The sequence below is a fragment of the Halomonas sp. 111 genome, assembly GCF_052379685.1.
Lineage (GTDB): Bacteria > Pseudomonadota > Gammaproteobacteria > Pseudomonadales > Halomonadaceae > Vreelandella > Vreelandella citrativorans.
Map to the genome: position 1 here is coordinate 26656 of NZ_JBQSYV010000021.1, position 20897 is coordinate 47552.

General features: G+C 55.6%; 19 protein-coding genes. 5 read left to right on the forward strand and 14 right to left on the reverse strand.

The genetic code is table 11. The features are described 5' to 3' along the window. Positions 1-4: 4 nt before the first annotated feature. From ACT3T7_RS15140 to ACT3T7_RS15155, 4 genes are all read right to left on the reverse strand, one after another. Positions 5-886, reverse strand: coding sequence for an ABC transporter substrate-binding protein (locus ACT3T7_RS15140; RefSeq protein ID WP_444631459.1), 882 nt, complete (start codon positions 884-886; stop codon positions 5-7). Positions 887-1027: 141 nt separating this feature from the next. Continuing rightward, entirely contained in the window at positions 1028-3145 is a 2118-nt protein-coding gene (locus ACT3T7_RS15145) for a TonB-dependent siderophore receptor (protein ID WP_444631460.1), read from the reverse strand. A gap of 111 nt (positions 3146-3256) precedes the next feature. Then, positions 3257-4180 (reverse strand): helix-turn-helix transcriptional regulator, encoded by a 924-nt coding sequence (locus tag ACT3T7_RS15150; RefSeq protein ID WP_444631461.1) that lies wholly within the window; start codon positions 4178-4180, stop codon positions 3257-3259. A gap of 199 nt (positions 4181-4379) precedes the next feature. After that, the gene (locus ACT3T7_RS15155) at positions 4380-4760 is read right to left on the reverse strand and encodes an accessory factor UbiK family protein (protein ID WP_444631462.1); all 381 of its coding nucleotides are present in this window, start codon (positions 4758-4760) and stop codon (positions 4380-4382) included. Between the two features lie 352 nt (positions 4761-5112). On the opposite strand from ACT3T7_RS15155, the gene ACT3T7_RS15160 reads away from it, so the two are divergent. The 3 genes from ACT3T7_RS15160 (at position 5113) to glnK (ending at position 7248) form a co-directional block, all read left to right on the forward strand. Next, a complete protein-coding gene (locus ACT3T7_RS15160; RefSeq protein WP_444631463.1) occupies positions 5113-5451 on the forward strand; it encodes a P-II family nitrogen regulator in 339 nt (112 codons plus the stop codon). 46 nt (positions 5452-5497) lie between these two features. Then, on the forward strand, positions 5498-6745 hold the full coding sequence (locus tag ACT3T7_RS15165) for an ammonium transporter (protein WP_444631464.1): 1248 nt from the start codon (positions 5498-5500) through the stop codon (positions 6743-6745). Positions 6746-6909: 164 nt separating this feature from the next. Next, positions 6910-7248 carry a P-II family nitrogen regulator gene (gene glnK / locus ACT3T7_RS15170; RefSeq protein WP_027337179.1) on the forward strand — a complete coding sequence of 113 codons (339 nt, stop codon included), beginning with the start codon at positions 6910-6912 and terminating at the stop codon, positions 7246-7248. A gap of 162 nt (positions 7249-7410) precedes the next feature. Here the strand turns inward: glnK and ACT3T7_RS15175 are convergent, their stop codons facing one another. Beyond that, complete coding sequence (locus ACT3T7_RS15175) at positions 7411-8187, reverse strand: ferredoxin--NADP reductase (protein ID WP_087110558.1); 777 nt, start codon at positions 8185-8187, stop codon at positions 7411-7413. A 166-nt stretch (positions 8188-8353) separates the two neighbouring features. Here ACT3T7_RS15175 and ACT3T7_RS15180 point away from each other — a divergent pair, with 166 nt between their 5' ends. After that, entirely contained in the window at positions 8354-9280 is a 927-nt protein-coding gene (locus tag ACT3T7_RS15180) for a LysR family transcriptional regulator (protein WP_087110560.1), read from the forward strand. Positions 9281-9284: 4 nt separating this feature from the next. Here ACT3T7_RS15180 and ACT3T7_RS15185 read toward each other — a convergent pair whose 3' ends face one another. The 8 genes from ACT3T7_RS15185 to phnD all read right to left on the reverse strand — a co-directional run bounded on the left by ACT3T7_RS15185 (position 9285) and on the right by phnD (position 19329). Continuing rightward, a complete protein-coding gene (locus ACT3T7_RS15185; protein ID WP_192527778.1) occupies positions 9285-11141 on the reverse strand; it encodes a methyl-accepting chemotaxis protein in 1857 nt (618 codons plus the stop codon). Positions 11142-11238: 97 nt separating this feature from the next. Then, a complete protein-coding gene (locus ACT3T7_RS15190) occupies positions 11239-13350 on the reverse strand; it encodes a methyl-accepting chemotaxis protein (RefSeq protein ID WP_444631465.1) in 2112 nt (703 codons plus the stop codon). A 51-nt stretch (positions 13351-13401) separates the two neighbouring features. Further along, a complete protein-coding gene (locus tag ACT3T7_RS15195; RefSeq protein WP_444631466.1) occupies positions 13402-15273 on the reverse strand; it encodes a methyl-accepting chemotaxis protein in 1872 nt (623 codons plus the stop codon). A gap of 119 nt (positions 15274-15392) precedes the next feature. Further along, a complete protein-coding gene (locus ACT3T7_RS15200) occupies positions 15393-15824 on the reverse strand; it encodes a host attachment protein (protein WP_172116903.1) in 432 nt (143 codons plus the stop codon). A 65-nt stretch (positions 15825-15889) separates the two neighbouring features. Next, the gene (gene phnE / locus ACT3T7_RS15205) at positions 15890-16699 is read right to left on the reverse strand and encodes a phosphonate ABC transporter, permease protein PhnE (protein ID WP_172116904.1); all 810 of its coding nucleotides are present in this window, start codon (positions 16697-16699) and stop codon (positions 15890-15892) included. Next, on the reverse strand, positions 16693-17505 hold the full coding sequence (gene phnE, locus ACT3T7_RS15210) for a phosphonate ABC transporter, permease protein PhnE (RefSeq protein WP_193054097.1): 813 nt from the start codon (positions 17503-17505) through the stop codon (positions 16693-16695). The genes phnE (ACT3T7_RS15205) and phnE (ACT3T7_RS15210) overlap by 7 nt, the downstream gene beginning before the upstream one ends. Then, a complete protein-coding gene (gene phnC / locus ACT3T7_RS15215) occupies positions 17492-18289 on the reverse strand; it encodes a phosphonate ABC transporter ATP-binding protein (protein WP_172116906.1) in 798 nt (265 codons plus the stop codon). Before phnC ends, phnE (ACT3T7_RS15210) begins: the two co-directional genes overlap by 14 nt. Positions 18290-18342: 53 nt before the next feature. Continuing rightward, on the reverse strand, positions 18343-19329 hold the full coding sequence (gene phnD, locus ACT3T7_RS15220) for a phosphate/phosphite/phosphonate ABC transporter substrate-binding protein (protein ID WP_172116907.1): 987 nt from the start codon (positions 19327-19329) through the stop codon (positions 18343-18345). A gap of 182 nt (positions 19330-19511) precedes the next feature. On the opposite strand from phnD, the gene ACT3T7_RS15225 reads away from it, so the two are divergent. Beyond that, positions 19512-20108, forward strand: coding sequence for a histidine phosphatase family protein (locus ACT3T7_RS15225; RefSeq protein ID WP_193054096.1), 597 nt, complete (start codon positions 19512-19514; stop codon positions 20106-20108). A 20-nt stretch (positions 20109-20128) separates the two neighbouring features. Here ACT3T7_RS15225 and ACT3T7_RS15230 read toward each other — a convergent pair whose 3' ends face one another. Continuing rightward, the gene (locus tag ACT3T7_RS15230; protein ID WP_193054108.1) at positions 20129-20857 is read right to left on the reverse strand and encodes an amino acid ABC transporter ATP-binding protein; all 729 of its coding nucleotides are present in this window, start codon (positions 20855-20857) and stop codon (positions 20129-20131) included. Positions 20858-20897: the final 40 nt, after the last annotated feature.

Here is a 20897-nt window from a genome sequence, read left to right on the forward strand (position 1 = left end):
ATTTCTAACGGGTGGGCTGGTTGTGGTGGGAAAAGTCGTCCAAAGCGGTAGACAACACACGGGCAAAGCGTTGGGCGGAAGGTAGCGCTCCAAAGCTCCATACGGGTGGCAGGCGCAAAAAGTTGCCGCTTTGCACAACGGGCAGCTGTTGCCACAGGCCACTTTCTGCCAGCTCTTCTTCTACGCCCATGGGCACCGGGTCAACAATCACCAGCGTCGCTTCTGAATAGCGGGCAAGCACTTCGATACCTGCTAAGGCGAACCCCCAGGCGTTGGTGGGTTGGTCCCAGGCATTGTCCAGGCCAAGCTGCTCAAGCACCGCATTGTAAAGGCTGTTATCCCCGAAGATCCGCACATGGCGTGCATCCATAAACTGCACCATCAATAGCGGTGCGGTGTCAGGTTGCGCTTCACGTAGTGATGCCATTAGCGTCTGTGTGTCGGCAATTAATTGTTCTGCCTGGGGCTGTCGCTCGGTGAGCTCACCCAGTTGGCGCGTTAATGCCTGGATTTCCTGCCAGGTATCGGCACCGGGGGAGTAAAGCGGAATGGAGGTTACCGGTGCGATGCGCTCCAAACGAGGCGTGAGTGCAGCAAACATCGGCGAGATCAATATCTGCTCGGGAGCCAGCTGGGCCAACAATTCAAAATTGGGCTGGGTGCGCAGCCCAAGGTCGGTCACACCTTCTGGAAGTCGCGGCTCGCCGACCCAGTCGTAGTAGTCCTTCTGTTGGGCCACGCCGCTGATCGGCGCGTCGATAGCCACCAACGTCTCGGCAATGGTCCAATCCACCGTGGCAAACTGGGCATGGGCGCTGGTAAACGCTAGCAGGCTGGTGAGCAGAAGCGCGGCTCGGGCGAAAGAAAGCGTCACGGTACGGCGCATGAGGAAGAGCCATTTTGAAAGAAGAGCTGTATTTAAACGATAATCTTTCTTGCTTGCAACGCCGTGCAAGCTTGTCGTTAGCTAAACCCCGACGACGTGTGGTTAAACAGGGTGACGGGGCTCAGCGGCTCTCTTAAGTGTTTAGAAACGGTAGTGAACGCTTGCTGTAATCCCGCGCTCAGCGCCAAAGTAGCAGTAATCTAGTGAGTTGCATGACGCTACGTAGGATTTATCCAGTACGTTGTTGACGTTAAGGCGGGTTTCGACGCCGTTAACGCCCACATGGCTGAGGTCGTAGCCGATGGTGGCATCGACCAGCGTGTAGTCGGGTACGGTTTCGGTGTTTGCGCGGTCTGCGGCGATATCCGCGTAATGCCTCACACCAACACCTACATCCACGCCGTTTAGCCAGCCGCTGTTTGCTTCATAATGTCCCCATGCCTGTAGCTGGTGCCGGGGCGAGTAAATCGCGTTGTTGCCCTGGTTGCCGTCGTCACTTTTAGCGTAGGTAATATCGGTAAAGCTATAGCCTGCTTGAAGCGAGAGCGTTTCGGTCAGTTGGGTCTGGGCCTCCAATTCAAGTCCTTGGGATTCAATTTCGCCCACGGCGCGGTAAGGGTCAGAGGGCTGCTCTTTGGTGGCTACGTTTTCCTGACTGATATGGAAAATGGCCGCGCTGTACTGGTTGGCGCTACCGCTGGGTTGATACTTCACCCCGGTTTCCCACTGCTCGCCTTCCATGGGCGAGAGCAAATCGCCGCTTTCATCCACAAAGCTTGTGGGAGTAAACGCGGTGGAGTAACTCAAGTAAGGCGCTACGCCGTTATCGAATAGATACACCACGCCCGCACGGCCGCTAAGTTGAGTATCGTTTAGCGAGCTTGAATCGTCGGTATCCTTGTTCGTGTTATCAATGCTCACCCAGTCATAGCGTCCGCCCAGCGTGAAGCGCCAGTTGTTGAGTGCAATTTGGTCCTGTAGATAAACACCGGTCTGTTCAATGTTATGTTGTTCCCGAGTAGGAGCATAAAATGCGACGGGATCACTGCCATAAACGGGCTCAAAGGCGTTAATGGGCTGGAAGGCACCGGAAGGCCATGACACGTTGTTTTCGCGCTGCTGATAGTCCACGCCAAAGAGCAGTGTATGCGCCATAGCACCGTTATCAAATCGAGCTTCAAGCTGATTATCGATGGTCCATGCTTCAAGGGACTCGTCGCTGCCGGAGTAATAGCGGGTTAATTCGTTGGAAGCGGGCGATGTCCAGCCAAAGCCATATACCTGATTAAGTACTACGTCCGAATTCAGGTAACGCAGCATCTGACGGCCAGTGACCCGGTCATTAAAGCGGTGCTCAAGCGAGTAGCCGAACATACGCTGGGTGCGCTCGTAGGCGTCGTAATCTTCTTCGCCGTCAAAGAAATTATTGCTGATTTTACGCCCGTTGCGGGGTATTACGGCACCTTCATAAGGTACGCCGGAGTGATAACCGCCTTTCGGTTCATCCTGCAGGTAGGCTTCAACCGTCAGGCTGGTGTCGTCGGTCATGTCCCATGTCAGGCGTGGGGCAATGGCAAAGCGCTGCTCTTCGGCGGGCCCGAACTGGGTGTCCGCACCGCTGGCGATACCCGTTAAGCGAAATGCTATGCGCTGCTGCTCGTCAATCGGCCCGGTTAGGTCGAACGCGGCGCTACGCTGGTTATTGTTGCCCACTTGCAAGCGCAGCTCGCCGCCTTGCTCAAACTCAGGACGCTTGCTGTTCAGCGCTACCATGCCGCCCGGAGAGGCGCGGCCATAGAGCACGGAGGCAGGCCCGCGAACGACTTCGATGCTTTCCAAAAACCAAGGGTCGATACGCATCGAACTGTGGGAGTTAGCATCGCCCATCACTTTCAGGCCATCCAGAAACGTGTTGCTTAAGCTGCCATCGGAAAAACCGCGCAACACTAAATAGTCGAAGCGGTTTGAAGCGCCCACCTGATTGGAGTAAACGCCTGGCGTGTAGTCGGTTGCGCGCTGGACGGTCGTTACGCCACGCTCTTCCATCTGCTTCTGGGTAATGGTTGACACACTTTGCGGCGTCTCGATAAATGGCGTTTCTACCTTGGTGGCAGCCTGCTGAGCAGTGACCGTGACCGTCGTTAGCTGACGAGCTACATCCGGTGATGTTTGGGCATAGGCGACAGATACCGAGCCGCCTGCCAAGGCAATGGATAGCGCAAGGTGGCGATAGGACAAGCGGTGCGGGAGCATAAGCATGACAATAATTCTCTACCGTTTATAGTAATGAGAATTATTGCTTTTTAATGGGGTGTTGAGCTATGCAATATGCCAAATCAGCTATGCGTAATGTCAGTATTAATGATGCGCTTATTGTGTTCTGGCCCTGCTGATCACTTCTGTTGGTGCAATACCGAAGCGGCGTTTGAAGGCCGTCGTAAAATTGGTGGCATGGCGATAGCCACAGGCATGCGCTGTCTGTTGAACACTATAGCCTTTTTCCAAGTGGCTATAGGCTTGTTGAAGCCGACAGTGGCGTAAGTGATCAAAAATTGAGCAGCCGTAAAGTGTACTAAATTTCTGCCGCAAGCTGCTGGGACTCATCGCCGCACGACGAGCCAGACCGCTCAGGCAGTAATCGGTCATTGGGTTATTACGCAGCTCGGCATGCAATTGAGCAAGCTGCTCGCGTTCGCGGGCCTTGATGCCCCGTGTAGATTTACTCTCCCTGGTAGGCGGCGTGGGTAAGCCGTGTCCAAGAAGCTGGAGGGCAAGCCCCTGCCAAACTAATGAATGCCGCCAGTCGTCCAGTGGCGTTTCGCAGCTAGCGCGTAGCTGAGCAAAGAGTGTGGAAGGTGGTGCCCAAGCATGCAATTGAGGCGCTTGAGCGCTAGGTAACGCATTGGGAATAGTGGCCAGCACCGCAATATTGAGGGTACGCAGCCGTGGCTGTGCCGGTTGTTCAACGATCAACGGCGCCTGCGGGGTAAAGTGCGCGCAGAACCCCTGCCCCGCGCCTATGGTCAGCCGCTTCTGGCCTTGGGCGATGTCAATCCAGCCTTCCAAAACAACACTTAGAAACCAGGGCACTGTCTGCGTAGAGCGGGAGACATAGCGTTGATGAACATCAAGGTCGGACAAGGTGAGATGCAGCGCAGAAGAGAGCGGTAAATCACTGACGCTGCCTTGGGCAATCGGGTCGTCAATCCCTTCCCCGGCATACAGGTAGTCAATGCCGAACGTTTGGCCCAGTTGGCTAAGTGTCGATGGTGTTAACGACGTAAAGGTTGGCATCAATAGGGACCCTGCTGCTTGGTCATCCAGTGATCAACCCAGCGAGAAAACGCCGCCCAAAAGAGCGACGCTTGAAACGAGGTGCGGTTCGTGGGTTATCCAGAGAACGCGTGAATCATCGTGATCCTATCATCGTTAGATTAAAACGCAATGATAGATGTTCTCATTTTGGTGGCGGCAGGTGTTACCAGTGCTGTACTTACGTATCGCTTTTCTTATCGTCATTCAGTGTGCTGCTGGCAGCCGGTTTTTGGGCAGCGGGAGCATCCATATCGGCGTTGGGATGAGCGCTTTCAGCGGCCTTAGTGGCGACTGGCAGGTGCTTCTCAGGCTGACTCGCTTCCATCGTGGCTTCCAGTTGCGCTACTTGCCTCTCCAGGGCTTCTACCCGCGAGCGCGTGCGCTGCAGCACATCCATCAGGATATCGAAGTCTTCCCGCGATACGAGCTCCAAGCGATCAAAGGCACCACGAACCACCTGTTGAACGCCTTTCTGAATATCTTCGGGCGCTTGTGACGCATTTTGTAAGCGGTCGCCAATCTGTTGTGCCAAACGGCTAATACGGTCCTGGGGCGTCATGGTTCTCTCCTTAAATAGTGATGCTTTAAAAGTGGGCACTATTTTAAGGATACGCAACCCGCCGCCAGTACGCATGTATTGCGTGTGGCATTGGCGCATTTATCCGTTTATCTCGTTGCCCAGTAATAGTGCGTTAATCGTTCGCGCCGGTTCTTTTTTGGTGCAATCGGTTGGGCCCTACGCCTTTCCTGATCTCAACGTTTGTGTAAAAGCGCCTTGTTTTTTATTAAGTCGCTAAAAATTAATAAAAAATTAGCTAGTGGCACGGTATGCGCATTGGTAGAGCATCGCCATTTTCAGCGGCAACGCCGCTACCCATTCAGCAGGACTTATCCAGCAGGGGAGATACGGGATGAAACTCATTACCGCCATCATCAAGCCATTCAAACTTGACGACGTTCGCGAAGCACTGGCCGACAACGGCGTGCAGGGCATTACCGTGACAGAGGTAAAAGGTTTTGGGCGTCAGAAAGGGCATACCGAGCTCTACCGTGGTGCCGAGTACGTGGTCGATTTTCTGCCCAAGGTAAAAGTAGAAGTGGCGGTTGACGATGCGCGGCTGGAAAGCGTGATGGATGCCATTTGCAATGCCGCCAACAGCGGAAAAATCGGCGATGGCAAAGTATTCGTCACGCCGCTCGAAGATGTCATCCGAATTCGTACCGGTGAACGCGGCGCTGATGCCGTTTAAACAGGGACTTACCGGGATACTTCGTAGTTCAACGGGGAACTAACAAATGAACGAACTGGCTGATCTGAGCTACGCGCTCGACACGTTTTACTTCTTGATTTGCGGTGTATTGGTCATGTGGATGGCCGCGGGCTTCTCCATGCTTGAAGCGGGCATGGTGCGCGCTAAAAACACCGCCGAAATCCTGACTAAAAACATCGCGCTGTTTGCGATTGCCTGCACCATGTATCTGCTGGTGGGGTACCACCTCATGTACTCCAGCGGCGAAGGCGGCTTCTTGCCAAGTCTGGGCTTTCTGCTGGGCACTGAGAACAGCGTAGATTCGGTGCTGGCGGGTGGCGAGGATGCGCCCTACTACTCCCAGCGCGCTGATTACTTCTTCCAGGTTGTCTTTGTGGCTACTGCTATGTCGATTGTCTCCGGTGCGGTCGCTGAGCGCATGAAGCTATGGGCCTTTTTGGCCTTCGCTGTGGTCATGACCGCCTTTATCTATCCGGTTTCTGGCTACTGGACCTGGGGTGGCGGATGGCTGAGCAGCGTGGGTTACTCGGATTATGCCGGTTCGGGTATCGTCCACATGGCCGGCGCTGCCGCTGCTCTGGCAGGCGTGCTGATTCTTGGCCCGCGTAAGGGCAAGTACGGTAAAGATGGCGCTATCCATGCCATTCCAGGTGCCAACATGCCGCTGGCAACGCTGGGTACGTTTATTTTGTGGATGGGTTGGTTCGGCTTCAACGGAGGCTCTGAGCTAAAAGTCTCGGATATCGAGTCGGCCAACAACGTCGCCCAAGTGTTTGCCAATACCAATGCGGCCGCTGCTGGCGGTGTGATCGCCGCGCTGGTCCTGGCCAAACTGTGGTTCCGTAAAGCGGACCTTACCATGGCGCTTAACGGTGCGCTGGCAGGCTTGGTGGCGATTACCGCTGACCCGCTCTCACCAACGGCATTAGGTGCCACCATTATCGGGGCTATTGGCGGTGTCATCGTGGTAGTAGCGATAGTGTCGCTTGATAAGCTCAAACTGGATGATCCGGTCGGTGCTATTTCCGTTCACGGCGTGGCGGGTATCTGGGGCGTATTGGCGGTGCCTATCACTAATGATGGCGCGTCCTTTAGTGCTCAAATGATGGGTATTGCCGGTATCTTCGGTTGGGTGTTCCTGGCAAGCCTGGTGGTTTGGCTGGTGCTGAAAGCCATCATGGGCATCCGGGTTAGTGAAGAAGAAGAGTATGAAGGTGTGGATATCGCGGAATGCGGTCTTGAAGCCTACCCTGAGTTTAGCGTTAAGAAATAAGCATAATGCACACCCAGTGAGCTGACATGCGCGTGATGGCCTTCCTTTCGAGGAAGGCCTTTTTTATTCTCCGCCTGTAGCGGTGTATGCTTAGCACCAGAGGTGGCTGGCTTTCGCCGCACCCAATAGACAATACAATGGCCACCAAGCTAGAGGATGTCGCAATGAAATTGATCTCAGCCATTATCAAGCCGTTCAAGCTTGATGACGTACGCGAATCGCTCTCCGATATCGGCGTGCAGGGCATTACTGTCACAGAAGTAAAAGGGTTTGGTCGTCAAAAGGGCCACACGGAGCTTTATCGCGGTGCTGAGTACGTGGTGGATTTCCTGCCCAAAGTGAAACTGGAAGTCGCTGTCGATGACGATATGGTTGAGCAGGTAATTGATGCGATTACCCAAGTCGCCAACACGGGTAAAATCGGCGATGGTAAAATCTTCGTGATGCCGCTTGAGCAGGTCATTCGTATTCGTACCGGCGAAACGGGTAAAGACGCGGTTTAAGCGGGTGAAGGGTGAGTAGTGAAGGGTGAGGGGTAAGTAGTAAGTCATGAATCAAAGCCCTGCGGAGTATCTCCGCAGGGCTTTTTATCAGCGAGTGACGTATGAGGGGGCAGTGATCTGGTTCGACTATTCGCACCTCACTCTTCACGACTCACCAGCCCATCACTTCTCAACAAACGCACGCTCGATCACATAATCACCCGGCTCACCCATACGCGGTGAGATATTCAACCCCAGCTCATCCAGCAGCGCGCTGGTGTCATCCAGCATCGCGGGGCTGCCACAAATCATGGCACGGTCTTGGCGCGGGTCGATCGGCGGAAGGCCGGTATCCTCGAAGATTTTACCGCTACGGATATGGTCGGTTAAGCGGCCCATGGTATGGAACTCTTCACGCGTTACCGTGGGGTAATAGACCAGCTTATTGGTAATATCTTCACCCAGATACTCATGGGCAGGCAGCTCTTTGGTAATAAAATCAGCGTAGGCCAGCTCAGAAACTTCACGCACACCGTGTACCAGCACGACTTTCTCATAGCGCTCATACACTTCTGGGTCCTGAATCAGGCTCATAAACGGTGCAAGGCCCGTTCCGGTCGAGAGCATATACAGGTTGCGGCCCGGCAGTAGGTCGTCGCACACCAGCGTACCGGTCGGCTTACGGCTGACCATGATTTGATCGCCTACTTTCAGATGCTGTAAGCGTGAGGTCAGCGGGCCATCGGGCACCTTGATGCTGAAAAACTCAAGGTGATCTTCATAGTTCGGGCTGGCGATGGAGTAAGCACGCATCAGCGGTTTGCCGTTCACTTCCAGACCGATCATGACAAACTGGCCGGTTTTAAAACGCAGGCTGCGCTCGCGCGTAGTGCGGAAGCTAAACAGGGTATCGTTCCAGTGGTGAACGCTGAGAACTTCTTCCAGAGCAAACTTACTCATACCAATGTCTCCCTATAGCGATGCTGGCCGGAAATCACAGCATCTATATTCTTTAAAAGAATAAAAAATCATGAAATATGTTGTCATCAATTCTAAGTAAAGGTGATATATCTGTTAAGCGAATTATATTGATAACACTTATCTTTAAAATCGATATAGGTCCTGTATGCACTATACCCTCCGGCAATTGGAAGTCTTTGTCGCGGTCGCTCAGCACGAGAGCGTCTCGCAAGCGGCGCGTGCGCTGGCCATGTCTCAATCGGCCACCAGCACGGCGCTTGCCGAGCTTGAGCGTCAGTTCGACTGCCAACTGCTTGACCGCATGGGAAAGCGGTTAAAATTAAATGCGCTGGGCTTTCAACTGCTGCCCAAGGCGGTAGCACTGCTTGACCGCGGCGAGGAGATCGAAGAACTTCTTCGCGGCCAGCAAGGCGTTGGGGCGCTGGACGTGGGGGCCACACTAACCATTGGCAACTACCTGGCAACGCTTCTGATCAGTGATTTTATGCAGCGTTACCCCGGCAGCCGGGTGCGCCTTTCGGTACGTAATACGCGCCACATTATTGAGGGCGTGCGCCAGCATTCACTGGATCTGGGCCTGATTGAAGGCCAGTGCGATGACGAAATGATCATCAGCCAACCCTGGGTTGAGGATGAGCTGTGTGTTTTCTGCTCGCCGCGCCACCCGCTGGCGGGAAAAGAGCACCTTGAGCTTGAGCAACTGCTGCGCGAAGACTGGATCATGCGCGAAGAGGGGTCAGGCACCCGCATGACACTAGAGCACGCCGCACGCCACCGGCGCAGCCGGTTTAATACGTTGTTGGAGCTTGAGCATACGGAAGGGATCAAGCGGGCGGTAGAGTCGGGGCTTGGCATCGGTTGTGTCTCACGGCTGGCGCTACGTGATGCCTTCCGGCGAGGAAGCCTGGTACCGCTTCCCACGCCGGAGCTGGATCTAAAGCGTCAGTTCACCTTTATCTGGCACCGCCATAAATACCTCACCACGGGCGTGCGTGAGTTCCTGCGCTTGTGCCGCGAAATGACCGCAGGCGCTAAACGCAGTGACGATATTGAGCTGCCGCCGGTGCCTTAAGCATTCAATGCGCGGTCACAGCATTGGGCGAGTGCAATGCCAAGGGTGCTGATGAGTGCTGCGATAACTTAAAGCTACCAATGGTGGTGGCCAAATGATCGGCCTGCTCTTTTAACTGCTCGGCGGCGGTGGTGGACTCCTCCACCATGGCGGCGTTCTCTTGGGTCATGCGGTCCAGTTCGGCAACTGCAATGTTGACCTGGTTGATACCGTCGCTTTGCTCGCTGGTGGCCGCTCTTATCTCTTCTAGTACGTCCGAGACGCGCGTGATGTGGGCCACAATATCCTTCATGGTGACCCCCGCATTACGAACAAGCGTGGTGCCGTTATTGACCTTGCTTTGTGAATCTTCGATCAGCTTTTGGATATCGTTGGCCGCTTCGCTGCTGCGTCTGGCCAGCTTGCGTACTTCCTCGGCGACCACTGCAAAACCACGCCCATGTTCGCCTGCGCGGGCGGCTTCCACCGAGGCGTTGAGTGCCAGAAGGTTGGTCTGAAACGAAATACTGTTCATCAAGGTAACGATGTCACCGATTTTATCGGACGCGCGGGTAATGTCTTCCATGGTGGTGACAACATCCGCGACCACTTGGCCGCCTTCATTGGCGACTTCTGAAGCGGTTTGCGAGAGCTTGTTGGCTTCCTGAGCCGAGGCAGCGGTGTGTTGTACGGTGCTGGTGATCTCTTCAATAGACGCCGACGTTTGCTGCAGGCTGGCCGCGGTGTTGTCGGTGCGGCGGGATAAATCCTGACCACCCATGGCGATTTCATTCGCTGCGTGATGCACCGATACGCTGCTGGTGCGTACATCTATCAACACAGCTTCCATTTTGCCGACAAAACGGTTGAAGGCACCACTTATCTGAGCGACTTCGTCACGCCCATGCTCGGGAAGTCGACGAGTCAGATCCCCTTCGCCGCTGGCAATATCGTCCAGCGCGTCCCGCGCTCGTTCAAGGCCAGAAAAAGCACGTTTGAGCCACAGGCTTAGCAGCAGCACCGTCACGGCGATGATTGCTAACAGGGTGATCAGCGAAGAGCTCAGAATAGCGCGCAGGCCAGACGTCGCTTCATACTCATCAAGCGCGACACCTAGCTCCCAGTCGGTACCGGCGATAGACGTCACAGACAAACGTTTGGTCTGGCCGCTTACGTCAATAGGCTCCCAAGCGCCCTGGGTGGCACTCAGTCGTTGAAGGGCGCTAGGCGTTAAGGCGTTGCTGATTTGGCTTAGCGGCTCAAGCGTTAGCGCCGCATCAGGGTGCGCAATCACCGTCTCGCCACCGCTACTCAGGAAAGCGAAGCTTGATGGGGTGGGTTGAATAGCGTTGACCTGACTAACTAGATTATCAATCACCACATCACCGCCGATGACGCCGTAAAGACGGCCATCGCGTTTGACCGGTGTTGCGAACGTAACGACCAATTGATTGCTGTTGGCATCCACGTAGGGTAGCGAAACGATAGTGCCATCCTGGGCCACCGCCGCCTGGTACCAGTCGCGCTGGCGCGGGTCATAATCATCACCGGGTATCCAGCCATCGGACGAGAGATGGCTGCCATCAGGCTGGCCAAAAAACGCCGCCAGAAACCCGCCAGATTCCGCTAGCTGCACCAGCGGTGCGAGCGGGTCGTTATCAATCACCGGCGTGCGCGCTGCTTCCAGTATGGCTGCACGGGCGGCCACCCACTCCTCAATGGCTAGCGCGTTACCCTGTGCGATGGATTCGAGCTGCTGGGCGACCTGCTCGTCGTTATGAGTTTGTAGGGTCGAATAGCTGACAAAAGCGTTGATGGTTAACGCCAGAGTGATCACAACCAACGTGATTACCAGAATGCGCAAGCGTAGGGACGACAGCATGAGTAGAGCCTCATTAATAAGGAAAGCAAGGGGTAAGGCCTTCGTGCATCCATCCAATACGGCGGCGATATAGCAACCTATCGCCGCCACTGATGGGTTAGTAGGACGAAGAGGGTGGAGGCGGCAACTGATGGCGAGAAGAAGTGTTGCTGGCTTCAAGCGTAAAGCCACCGACTAATGCCGAGAGCCGTTCAGACTGATCCTTGAGCTGCTCGGCAGCCGTGGTGGACTCTTCTACCAGTGCCGCGTTTTGCTGGGTCATCTGGTCCAGGTCGGTCACGGCGATGCTGACCTGGCTGATGCCGTCGCTCTGCTCGCTTGCCGCGGTGCTTATCTCGGCCAGCATTTGGGTGACGCGTGTGACACTTTCCGCCAGCTCATGCATGGCCGTTTCAGCGCCCCGGACCAACTGGGTGCCACTTTCCACCTTGCCCGTTGAGGCATCAATGCGCTGGCGGATATCTGCGGCGGCGTCGCTACTGCGAGACGCCAGTTTGCGGACTTCATCGGCGACCACCGCAAACCCACGGCCATGCTCACCCGCACGCGCCGCTTCTACCGACGCGTTCAAGGCCAGCAGGTTGGTCTGGAAGGCGATGCCGTCAATCACGGTTACAATTTCCTGAATTTCAGCCGAGGTAGTACGAATGTCATCCATTGTGACCACCACCTGCTCAAACGCCGAGTTGGTCCGCGAGGCCAGCTGTGAGGCCGTTTGAGAAAGCCCACTGGCTTCCTGGGAGGCACTGGAGGTATGGCCGACGGTGCTGCTGATCTGCTCCATGGCCGAGGACGTTTGTTGCAAGCTGGCCGCGGTCTGGTCGGTGCGCCGAGAAAGATCCTGGCCGCCCTGGGTAATCTCATTGGCCGCATGATGAACGGATTCACTGCTGGCGCGTACATCCACCAGCACATCATGAATCTTGACCGCAAAGGCGTTGAACTGGATGGCAAGTTCGGCGCTTTCATTGCGCCCACGCACCGGCAGGCGCTGGGTTAAGTCGCCATCGCCCGAGGCGATATCACGCATACGCTCGGCGAGGTGTCGCAGCGGGCGAGAAATGCTGCTGCCCAACACCCAACTGACCAGCAAGCCCAGAAGCGCGATGACAAGGCCCATGCCCAGCATGCTCAACATGGAGGCCGTGCGTTGCTCTTGCATCTGCTCCTGCATGTTGTTTAAGCCAGCAAACACGGCTTGCTCGGGTAAGCGAAGCATCAATACCCAGGGCGCTTCAGTACCGCCGATGGTAAAGGGCCAATAGAGTTCGATCATCCCCTGCGCCTGGTCAACGTTACGGACCACGTCGCCCTGTTGAGCACGGCGAATATGCGTCTGTAGGGAGGGATTAAAGGCTTCGTTTGCAGATTTCCCAACCAGGGAGGCATCGCTGGTGTAGGCCGTGACGCCTCCCTGCGAGGCGATAAGCGCTATTTCGCCCGCGCCGCTGTATAGCGTTTGGTTGGCCTCGTTAAGTATCGACTGAATAAAGTCGACCGTATAATCAACGCCTGCAACGCCACGAAACTCTCCATCAACGATGATAGGGGCATTGAACGAGGTGACCAACGTGAGCTTGCCGTCGTAATCGAACTGCGCCGGGTCAACGATACAGGGGGCAAGCGTTTCACGCGGGCATAGATAGTACTCGCCGCTGCGCACGCCGCTTGCCTGAATAGCCTCACTCTCCATAGTCTCTCCTAGAGGAAGCGCGGCTAAATCACCGTTCTCGGTGCGATACCACCAGGGTTGGAAACGGCCATCGTCACCGTAGCCAAGACCCTCGCGCCCGGCAAACCGCGCATCCAGACCAAAGGCGTTTGGTTCCCAGCCGATATAGGCATCCAGTATTTCGGGGTTGGTGATCACCGTTTGGCGTACCAGCAGCGAAATTTCGCGGCGGCTGAGGTTCAGTGCCGGTCGGCCGTTGTTATCCCGCTGTCCCAGCATGGCATTGGTGGCGGCCAGGTTTTCGGCAATCTTGAGGGTTTTTTCAAACTGGCCCTGGATAAGCTCAGCCTGCGCTGAGGCAACCGCCGTTAAGCGTGCTTCGATATTGCGCTCAAGCAGCTCTTTGGTCTGGTCTTCTACCACCGCCTGAGAGCGCTCATTGGCAACCAGTGAGTAGGCGGCCAATGCCGCCACCACCAGCAAGATACAGCCGCCTACCAGGAGGGTAATTAACGTACGGACTGACTTGAAATTCATGGTTTTTATTGCCCTCAGCACTTGGTTATGTCGTGACTAGCCATGCCGTGATTAGCGATGGCGTGACGCGAGAGTGGGAGAGGGCGGTATAAGCCGGCCATGTTGGGATGCTGAACCGTTTGATAGGGTGAAACCGCCAACGACATCGGAAAGGCGCAGTGACTGCTCTTTTAGATGCTCGGCGGCGGTAGTGGACTCTTCCACCATCGCGGCGTTTTGTTGGGTCATGCGGTCAAGCTCAGCCACCGCGATATTAACCTGATGGATGCCGTCGCTCTGCTCGCGCGTGGCGGCACCAATCTCACCCAGCACATCGGTGACACGGGTAATACTCTCCACAATGTCACGCATGGTGGCACCGGCGCTTTGAACAAGTTCGGTGCCGTTGGTGACCGTCTGGTGTGAGGTATCGATCAGCGTTTTGATGTCGTTGGAAGCATCGCTGCTGCGCTGTGCAAGCTTACGAACCTCATCCGCCACGACCGCAAAGCCCCGACCATGTTCACCGGCACGGGCTGCTTCAACGGAGGCATTCAGGGCTAGCAAGTTGGTCTGGAAAGCAATGCCATCCATCAGTGACACAATATCACTGATTTTATGCGACGCTGCCGAGATGTCGCCCATGGTGGCCACTACCTGATCAACTACTTGACCGCCTTTGTTGGCCACTTCAGAGGCATTCATCGAAAGCTGGTTGGCCTGTTGTGCAGCCTCTGCCGTGTGTTCAATGGTGCTGGTAATCTCTTCAATAGATGCCGAGCTTTGTTGCAGGCTGGATGCGGCATTATCGGTGCGGCGAGACAGGTCCTGCCCGCCCATGGAAATTTCATTGGCGGCGGTCTGTACCGACTGACTACTGTCGCGAATGGTCAGCATCACCTCATCCATTCTGGCGACGAATCGATTGAAAGAGTGGGCGATTTGGGTGACTTCATCGTTGCCTTCTTCAGGCAGGCGTTGGGTCAGGTCCCCCTCACCAGAGGCAATATTATCCATGGCGTTACGCACACCCAACAGGCGGCGCAGCAGTAGCGAAAGCAGTAGGCCAAAGGCGAGCGCCGTTATAATCGCGACCACCACCAGGATAATAAGGGAAGAGGTAGTAATGGCGCGTAATCCTGCGGTGGCTTCGTACTCGTCCAACGCGACAATAAGGCGCCAGCCGTTTTCACCGCCAATCACGTGGCCTAGCAATAGCTTGTTGTCGCCTTGCAGGGCAAGAGGCAGAGGCGTGGTAGCGCCCATTAATTGATTGATGGAGCCTGCCGTAAGCTGTTCGTTAATGGCTGACACAGGCGTCAGTATCAAGTCAGCATCGGGGTGGGCGACCAGAGTGCCATCGTGGGTGGTGAGAAAGCCAAAGCTTGAAAGGGTCGGTGAAATGCCTGTCACTGTCTCGACGATGTTGCTGATAGGAATATCAGCACCTACCACGGCAGTCAGTTCACCATTCAGGTAGAACGGGCGAGCGAACGTGACCACCAGCTCGCGAGTTTGAGCGTCAATATAGGGCGCGGTAATAATCGCTTCTTGTGTGCTTACTGCCGCTTTGTACCAAGGGCGTTCTCGTGCGTCGTAGCCGCTTGGGGGCTGAAAGTCGTTATCATAGGTAATCTCTCCCGCCCCAGGGTAGCCAATATAGGTGGAAATAAACCCACCTGAAGTAAGGAGCTGACGAAGTGCCGGGCCGGGGGCGTTACTGGTGGCTGCTGTTTCCATGCTTTCCAGCATATCCAGTCGAGCGTTAAACCACTCGTTCAAGGCTTTGGCATTGCCGCTGACCACCGCTTTAAGGTTACGTGCTATCTGTTCATCGTTGTGATGTTTTACCGTTGCGTAGTTGACCACGCCATTGATTATCAAGCCAAGGGTGATCGCTGCAAGAGCGGCCAGAAGAATACGTACACGAAGGGAGGAAAACATGATCGCTCTCTTTGTCGATAAGCAACCGTATGCGCTGCTGCATACGGAGTAAGGGTGATTAGCTTATCGGCGAAAGCGACCACTACTTTAGTAGAAACCCCATCATTGCCAGAAATTATTTACCGCATGTCGCTAACGGCTTCCTGGATGTCGTTAAGTGATGCTTTGCTAAGATCTTTCGAGAGCGTATGGAGTACCAGTTTCTGGGTTGGCGCATCAAGCTTTTCGCGCAGCAGGCCCAGGAATTTGGGCGGTGCGACGATAATCAGTTTTTCCATACTGTTATTGACGCGGGCATTATAAAGGCATTGAGCCACCTCTTTGGCAAACAGCTCGTTCTCATGTTTTAACGCTGTCCCCCCTTCGGCAGACGAACGTGAACTCGATGACATGGACTCATGTACATCCGCGCCTGCACTGTCTGTAATCAGATCCCCCTCATGCAGGCGCCCTTCGGCATGAACCAGGCTCTCTTTCTCCTTCAGATGAAGAAAGTCACGAGTGAAAATGCGTGCTCGAGCGGCATCCGCTACCACGATATAGGTTGTCATCAGTCAACGTCCTCCATGCCGTTAGGGATATATTAACCATGGCAAGCGTTTGGCATTCGGTCAAACTAGAGCACTTTACGTCGTAAGAGACTGGTTATTGCTTCACCAATCAGCACTAGCACAATAATTGCGATCAGAATGGTCGCCACGGTAGGCCAGGCAAAGGTATCAATGGCACCCTGCAGAATGACGCCGATCCCGCCTGCGCCCACCAGTCCCAGCACGGTAGATTCGCGAATGTTGATATCCCAGCGCAGGATCACGATGGCGAAAAACGCTGGCATCACCTGGGGCACGATGGCATAGACAATTACCTTGGCCTTGGAGGCGCCGGTGGCTTCCATGGCTTCGACCGGTCGCTTATCGATTTCTTCGATTGCTTCGCCCATCAACTTGCCGATAAACCCGATAGAGCGAAACACAATGGCGAGAATGCCTGCCAGCACGCCGGGGCCGAAGATCGCCACGAACAAGAGCGCCCAGATGATGGTGTTCACCGAGCGGCTGGAAACCAGAATGAACCGCCCCAGCCACAGGCAGGCCCGGTTGGGCGTAGTATTCTGTGCGGCGATATAGGCCACCGGCAATGCCAGAAAAATGGTCAGGAAGGTGGCAAGCGTGGCTATGTGTACCGTTTCGATCAGGGCATTTACGATATTGCCAAGCCCGGCAGCGCTGGGGGGCCACATGCGCGCGCCCAGCCCGGAAATCTGGTTGGGCGCATCCCACACCCAGGGCCAGAAGATATCGATATCGCGAACCGCCCATACCACCACCATCAGAGTGATGAGCAGCACGGCAAAGCGAATAAGACGTTCCTTGCGATCAAAACGTTGCCAAACGTGGTCGGCGAGTTTCTGTGCATGATCTACCATATTTTTTTCCTCACCCAGCCGCTGATACCTTCACTGAGTAAAATGACCGCGATGATGACCAGCAGGATCGCAAAGGCGAAGTCATAGTCATAGCGCCCGAAGGCGTTCATCAGCGTGCCGCCAATGCCGCCGGCACCCACGATACCCACCACGGCAGACGCCCGCAGGTTGCTGTCCAGCTGGTACATGGAAAGCCCTACCTGGCGCGGTAGAATCTGCGGGAACACGGCGTAGAAGAGCGTGGCCAGATACCCGGCGCCAGCGGCGCGCATGGCCTCTACTTGGCCCCAGTCTATCTCCTCGATCTCCTCGGCCAGAAGCTTGCCGACAAAGCCGATGGAGTAGAGCGTGAGCGTCAAGATGCCCGCCAGTGGGCCAAACCCCACGGCGGCAACGAACAGAATCGCCACGATCACCGGGTGAAAGCTACGCGAGATAATGATGACTGCACGGCCAATCAGGTAGATCGGCATGGGCGCAATATTACGCGCCGCCATCACGGCAAAAGGGATCGACAGGAAGACGCCCAGTAGCGTGGCCAAAATGGCGATCTGAAAACTCTCCTTGAAGCCGGTCAGGAGAAGTTCGTAGCGCTCGAGGTTGGGTGGAAAGCCGCCGCTGAAGATACGTGCGGCGCGGGGCAATCCTTCAGAGATGCGCGCCCAGTTGAACGGTAGCGAACCAAATGCCCACACCAGATACACTGCCACGACGATGATCAGCCCGTAGCGAAGTAGAGGATTGGCAATGAACGGCGGTTTCTTCCAGGTGCGCGGCGTGCTGGATGAAGCCTCAGGCGGGGTCATGGGCGCGCTCCTCTGATGGGGCGTCGCTTATCGCATCGTCCGGTGCTTCGATGCCGCCGTAAATGGCGTCCAGCGCGTCTTTATTGAAATCACTTGGCACGCCATCAAAAATCATCTTGCCGTGGCGCAAACCCACAATGCGCTCTGTGTAGGTTTTGGCCTGGGCCACGTTGTGGATATTGATCAGCACCGGCAGTGAAAGCTCGCTTGCCAAGCTCTGCAGTAGCATCATGATCTGCTCGGAGGTGCGCGGGTCAAGCGAGGCGGTGGGTTCGTCGGCCAGCAACACGTCGGGCTCCTGCATCAGCGCCCGTACCACGCCTACCCGCTGGCGCTCGCCACCGGAAAGCTCATCGGCGCGCTTGTTGGCGTAGTGGGCAATGCCCACACGCTCCATCAGCATAAATGCGCGCTCAATATCCGCCTGCGGGTAGCGGCGGGTAATTGCCTGATAGAGATTCACGTAGCCCAGCCGCCCAGCCAGCACGTTCTCCATTACCGTCAGGCGGTCCAGCAGGTTGAAGCCCTGAAACACCATGCCGATCTTGCGGCGCGCACGGCGCAGGTCAGCGCCCCTGAGATGCACAAGCTCGGTACCGTTGAGAGTAATGGAGCCGGAGGTCGGCTCCACTAGGCGATTGATACATCGCAGCATGGTACTTTTACCGGCGCCGGAGGCGCCCACAATCGATACCACGCTATTGCCCTCAACCTTCAGGTCGAGACCTTCCAGCACGGCTTTGTCGCGGCCATACCGTTTGACCAGATTCTTGATTTCCAGCATGTTTTCGCTTCCATCGGTAGCTAACAAACCGCGCCACGCGGGCGCGGTACGTTTTACTCTTCCAGATTGTCAGGCGTATAGCTCACGCCATTGGCAGCCTGGATGGTGCGAATTACCTGCCAGTTATCCTTGTAATTGATGGGAATGAACTTCTCGACACCCTCAAACTCTTCGCCAAGCTCTGTGCCTTTAAAATCGAAGCTGAAGAAGGCCTCTTCGATCTTCTCGACCAGGTCCGGGTGCAGATTGTAGGCGTAGTTATAGGAGGTGGTGGGGAAGCGGTCGGATTCAAAAATCATGCGGACGTCGTCGGTGTCGTAAAGCCCGCGCGCGGCCATTCGATCAACCACTTCCGAGGCCACTGGGGCGGCGTCGTAATCGCGCGCCACGACGCCCAACATGGATTGGTCGTGGCTGCCAGAGTAGACCACTTCGTAATCTTCGTCAGGTGTTATACCCAGTTCAGGCAGTAGTGCCCGAGGCGCCAGATTGCCTGAATTAGAAGTGGGTGATGTATGGGCAACCCGTTTACCTTTCAGGTCTTCCAGTTCATGGATGTCGGAGTCTGCGTGGGTGAAAAGCTGTAGGGTATAGCCAAACTGGCCGCTATCTGAGCCCATTAATGCAAAGGGAACTGCCCCTGCCAGGTTGACTGCAAAGGGCGTGGGACCGGTAGAAAAGCCCGCGATATGCAGTCGCCCGCTGCGCATTGCCTCCACTTGGGCCGCGTTGGACTGAACGGCGAAGAAGCGCACATCGCGGCCGGTCACCTCTGACAGGTGGTCGATAAAGGGCTGCCATATATCGGAATAGATGGCTGGATCTTCCACCGGGGTATAGGCAAAGATAAGCGTGTCGGGATTTAGCCATTGCGCCTCATCGGCGGGACGGTCCGCGACCATATCGGAGTTTTCGTCACAGTAAAGCGCATCAAGGTCGCCGCGTTCGCATTCGGCGTAGGCATGACTGGAAAGCAGTGCCAAGAGCGTAGTTGTGGTCAGTAGGGCAAGCGGACGCTTGCAAAACGTCATGGAAGTCATAAGGGGCCTCATTCATGAATTATTTTTGTGTTCTTGCAGTTGCTCAGCAGGCTAATGATGTTCTTTTATATACTTTGTGCCATGATCAAAAGGCGTCAAGTGTTTCGAAAATGTACATTTAGCCATCAAAATATTTATTTTTCGAAAATCGACACTCTCAATCTAGGGTTTGTTACAAAGTTATGTCAAACACTTTTCTTGCCGCCTCCTACCATTGGCGTAATCGTTACCTGTTGATGCGTCATGGTCATAGCCAGGCAAACCAGCAAGCGTTGATTATCAGTAGTCCCGGGCGGGGTGTTGAAGCGTTTGGACTCTCCACTATCGGCGAGCAGCAACTGGCGAGCGCCGTGCATGCATGGGCCTGGCCGGTGCCAACGCAGGTGGTGCATTCTGATTTTTTGCGCACCACCCAAACGGCTGCCCGCGTGGCCGAGGCCTTTAAGCTTACGATGACGGCCGACAGGCGCCTTAGAGAGCGTTCCTTCGGTGAGTTGGAGGGCGGCTCGGACGAGCGTTATCCGGATGTGTGGGCGCTGGATGCCCAGAATGCCGACCACACTTCACACCAAGTGGAGGCTGTGAGCGCGGTGGCTGCGCGCATGATGGCGGTGATAGAGGAGCGGGAGCAGCAGTGCGAGGGAGAAACCATCCTGGTCGTTAGTCACGGCGACCCGCTACAGATACTGCTGACCGCCTTGCAAGACAGGCCACTCACCCAACACCGTGAGCAGCCTGCTCTGTTACCGGCCAGCATTACCCAAGTGGGCGCGCCTTAGATCGCGCCTCCCCGTATGCCTTAGTGCCCCAGGATCTGGCTCAGGAACAGCTGGGTGCGCTCGGACTGCGGGTTATTGAAGAGCGGCTCCGGCGCATTTTCTTCGATGATCTGCCCCTGATCCATGAAAATCACTCGGTCGGCGACGGTTTTGGCAAAGCCCATCTCGTGGGTCACGCAGAGCATGGTCATGCCCTCTTCGGCAAGCTCGACCATGACGTCCAGCACCTCTTTGATCATCTCCGGGTCGAGTGCCGAGGTAGGCTCATCAAATAGCATCACATCCGGGTGCATGCACAGCGAGCGGGCAATCGCCACGCGCTGTTGCTGGCCGCCGGAGAGTTGGCCGGGGTACTTTTGAGCCTGCTCGGCGATGCGTACGCGCTCCAGGTAGCGCATGGCCTGCTCTTCGGCCTCCCTGCGCGGCTTCTTTTGAACCCACATGGGCGCGATGCAGCAGTTCTCCAGCACTGTCAGGTGGGGGAACAGGTTGAAGTGCTGAAACACCATACCCACGCTGCGGCGTATCTGCTCAATACGTTTTACGTCTTGGGTCAGCGGCACCCCGCCGACTACGATATCGCCCTGCTGGTGCTCTTCCAAGTGATTAATGCAGCGAATCAGCGTTGATTTACCCGAACCGGACGGGCCACAGATAACGATCCGCTCGCCGCGTTTTACTTCGAAATCTATATCGCGCAGTACGTGAAAGTCGCCATACCACTTGTTAACGCCGCGCATTTCGACCATTAGGTCAGACGTGCTTTTAGACATGCTGTTGCCAGAGAGG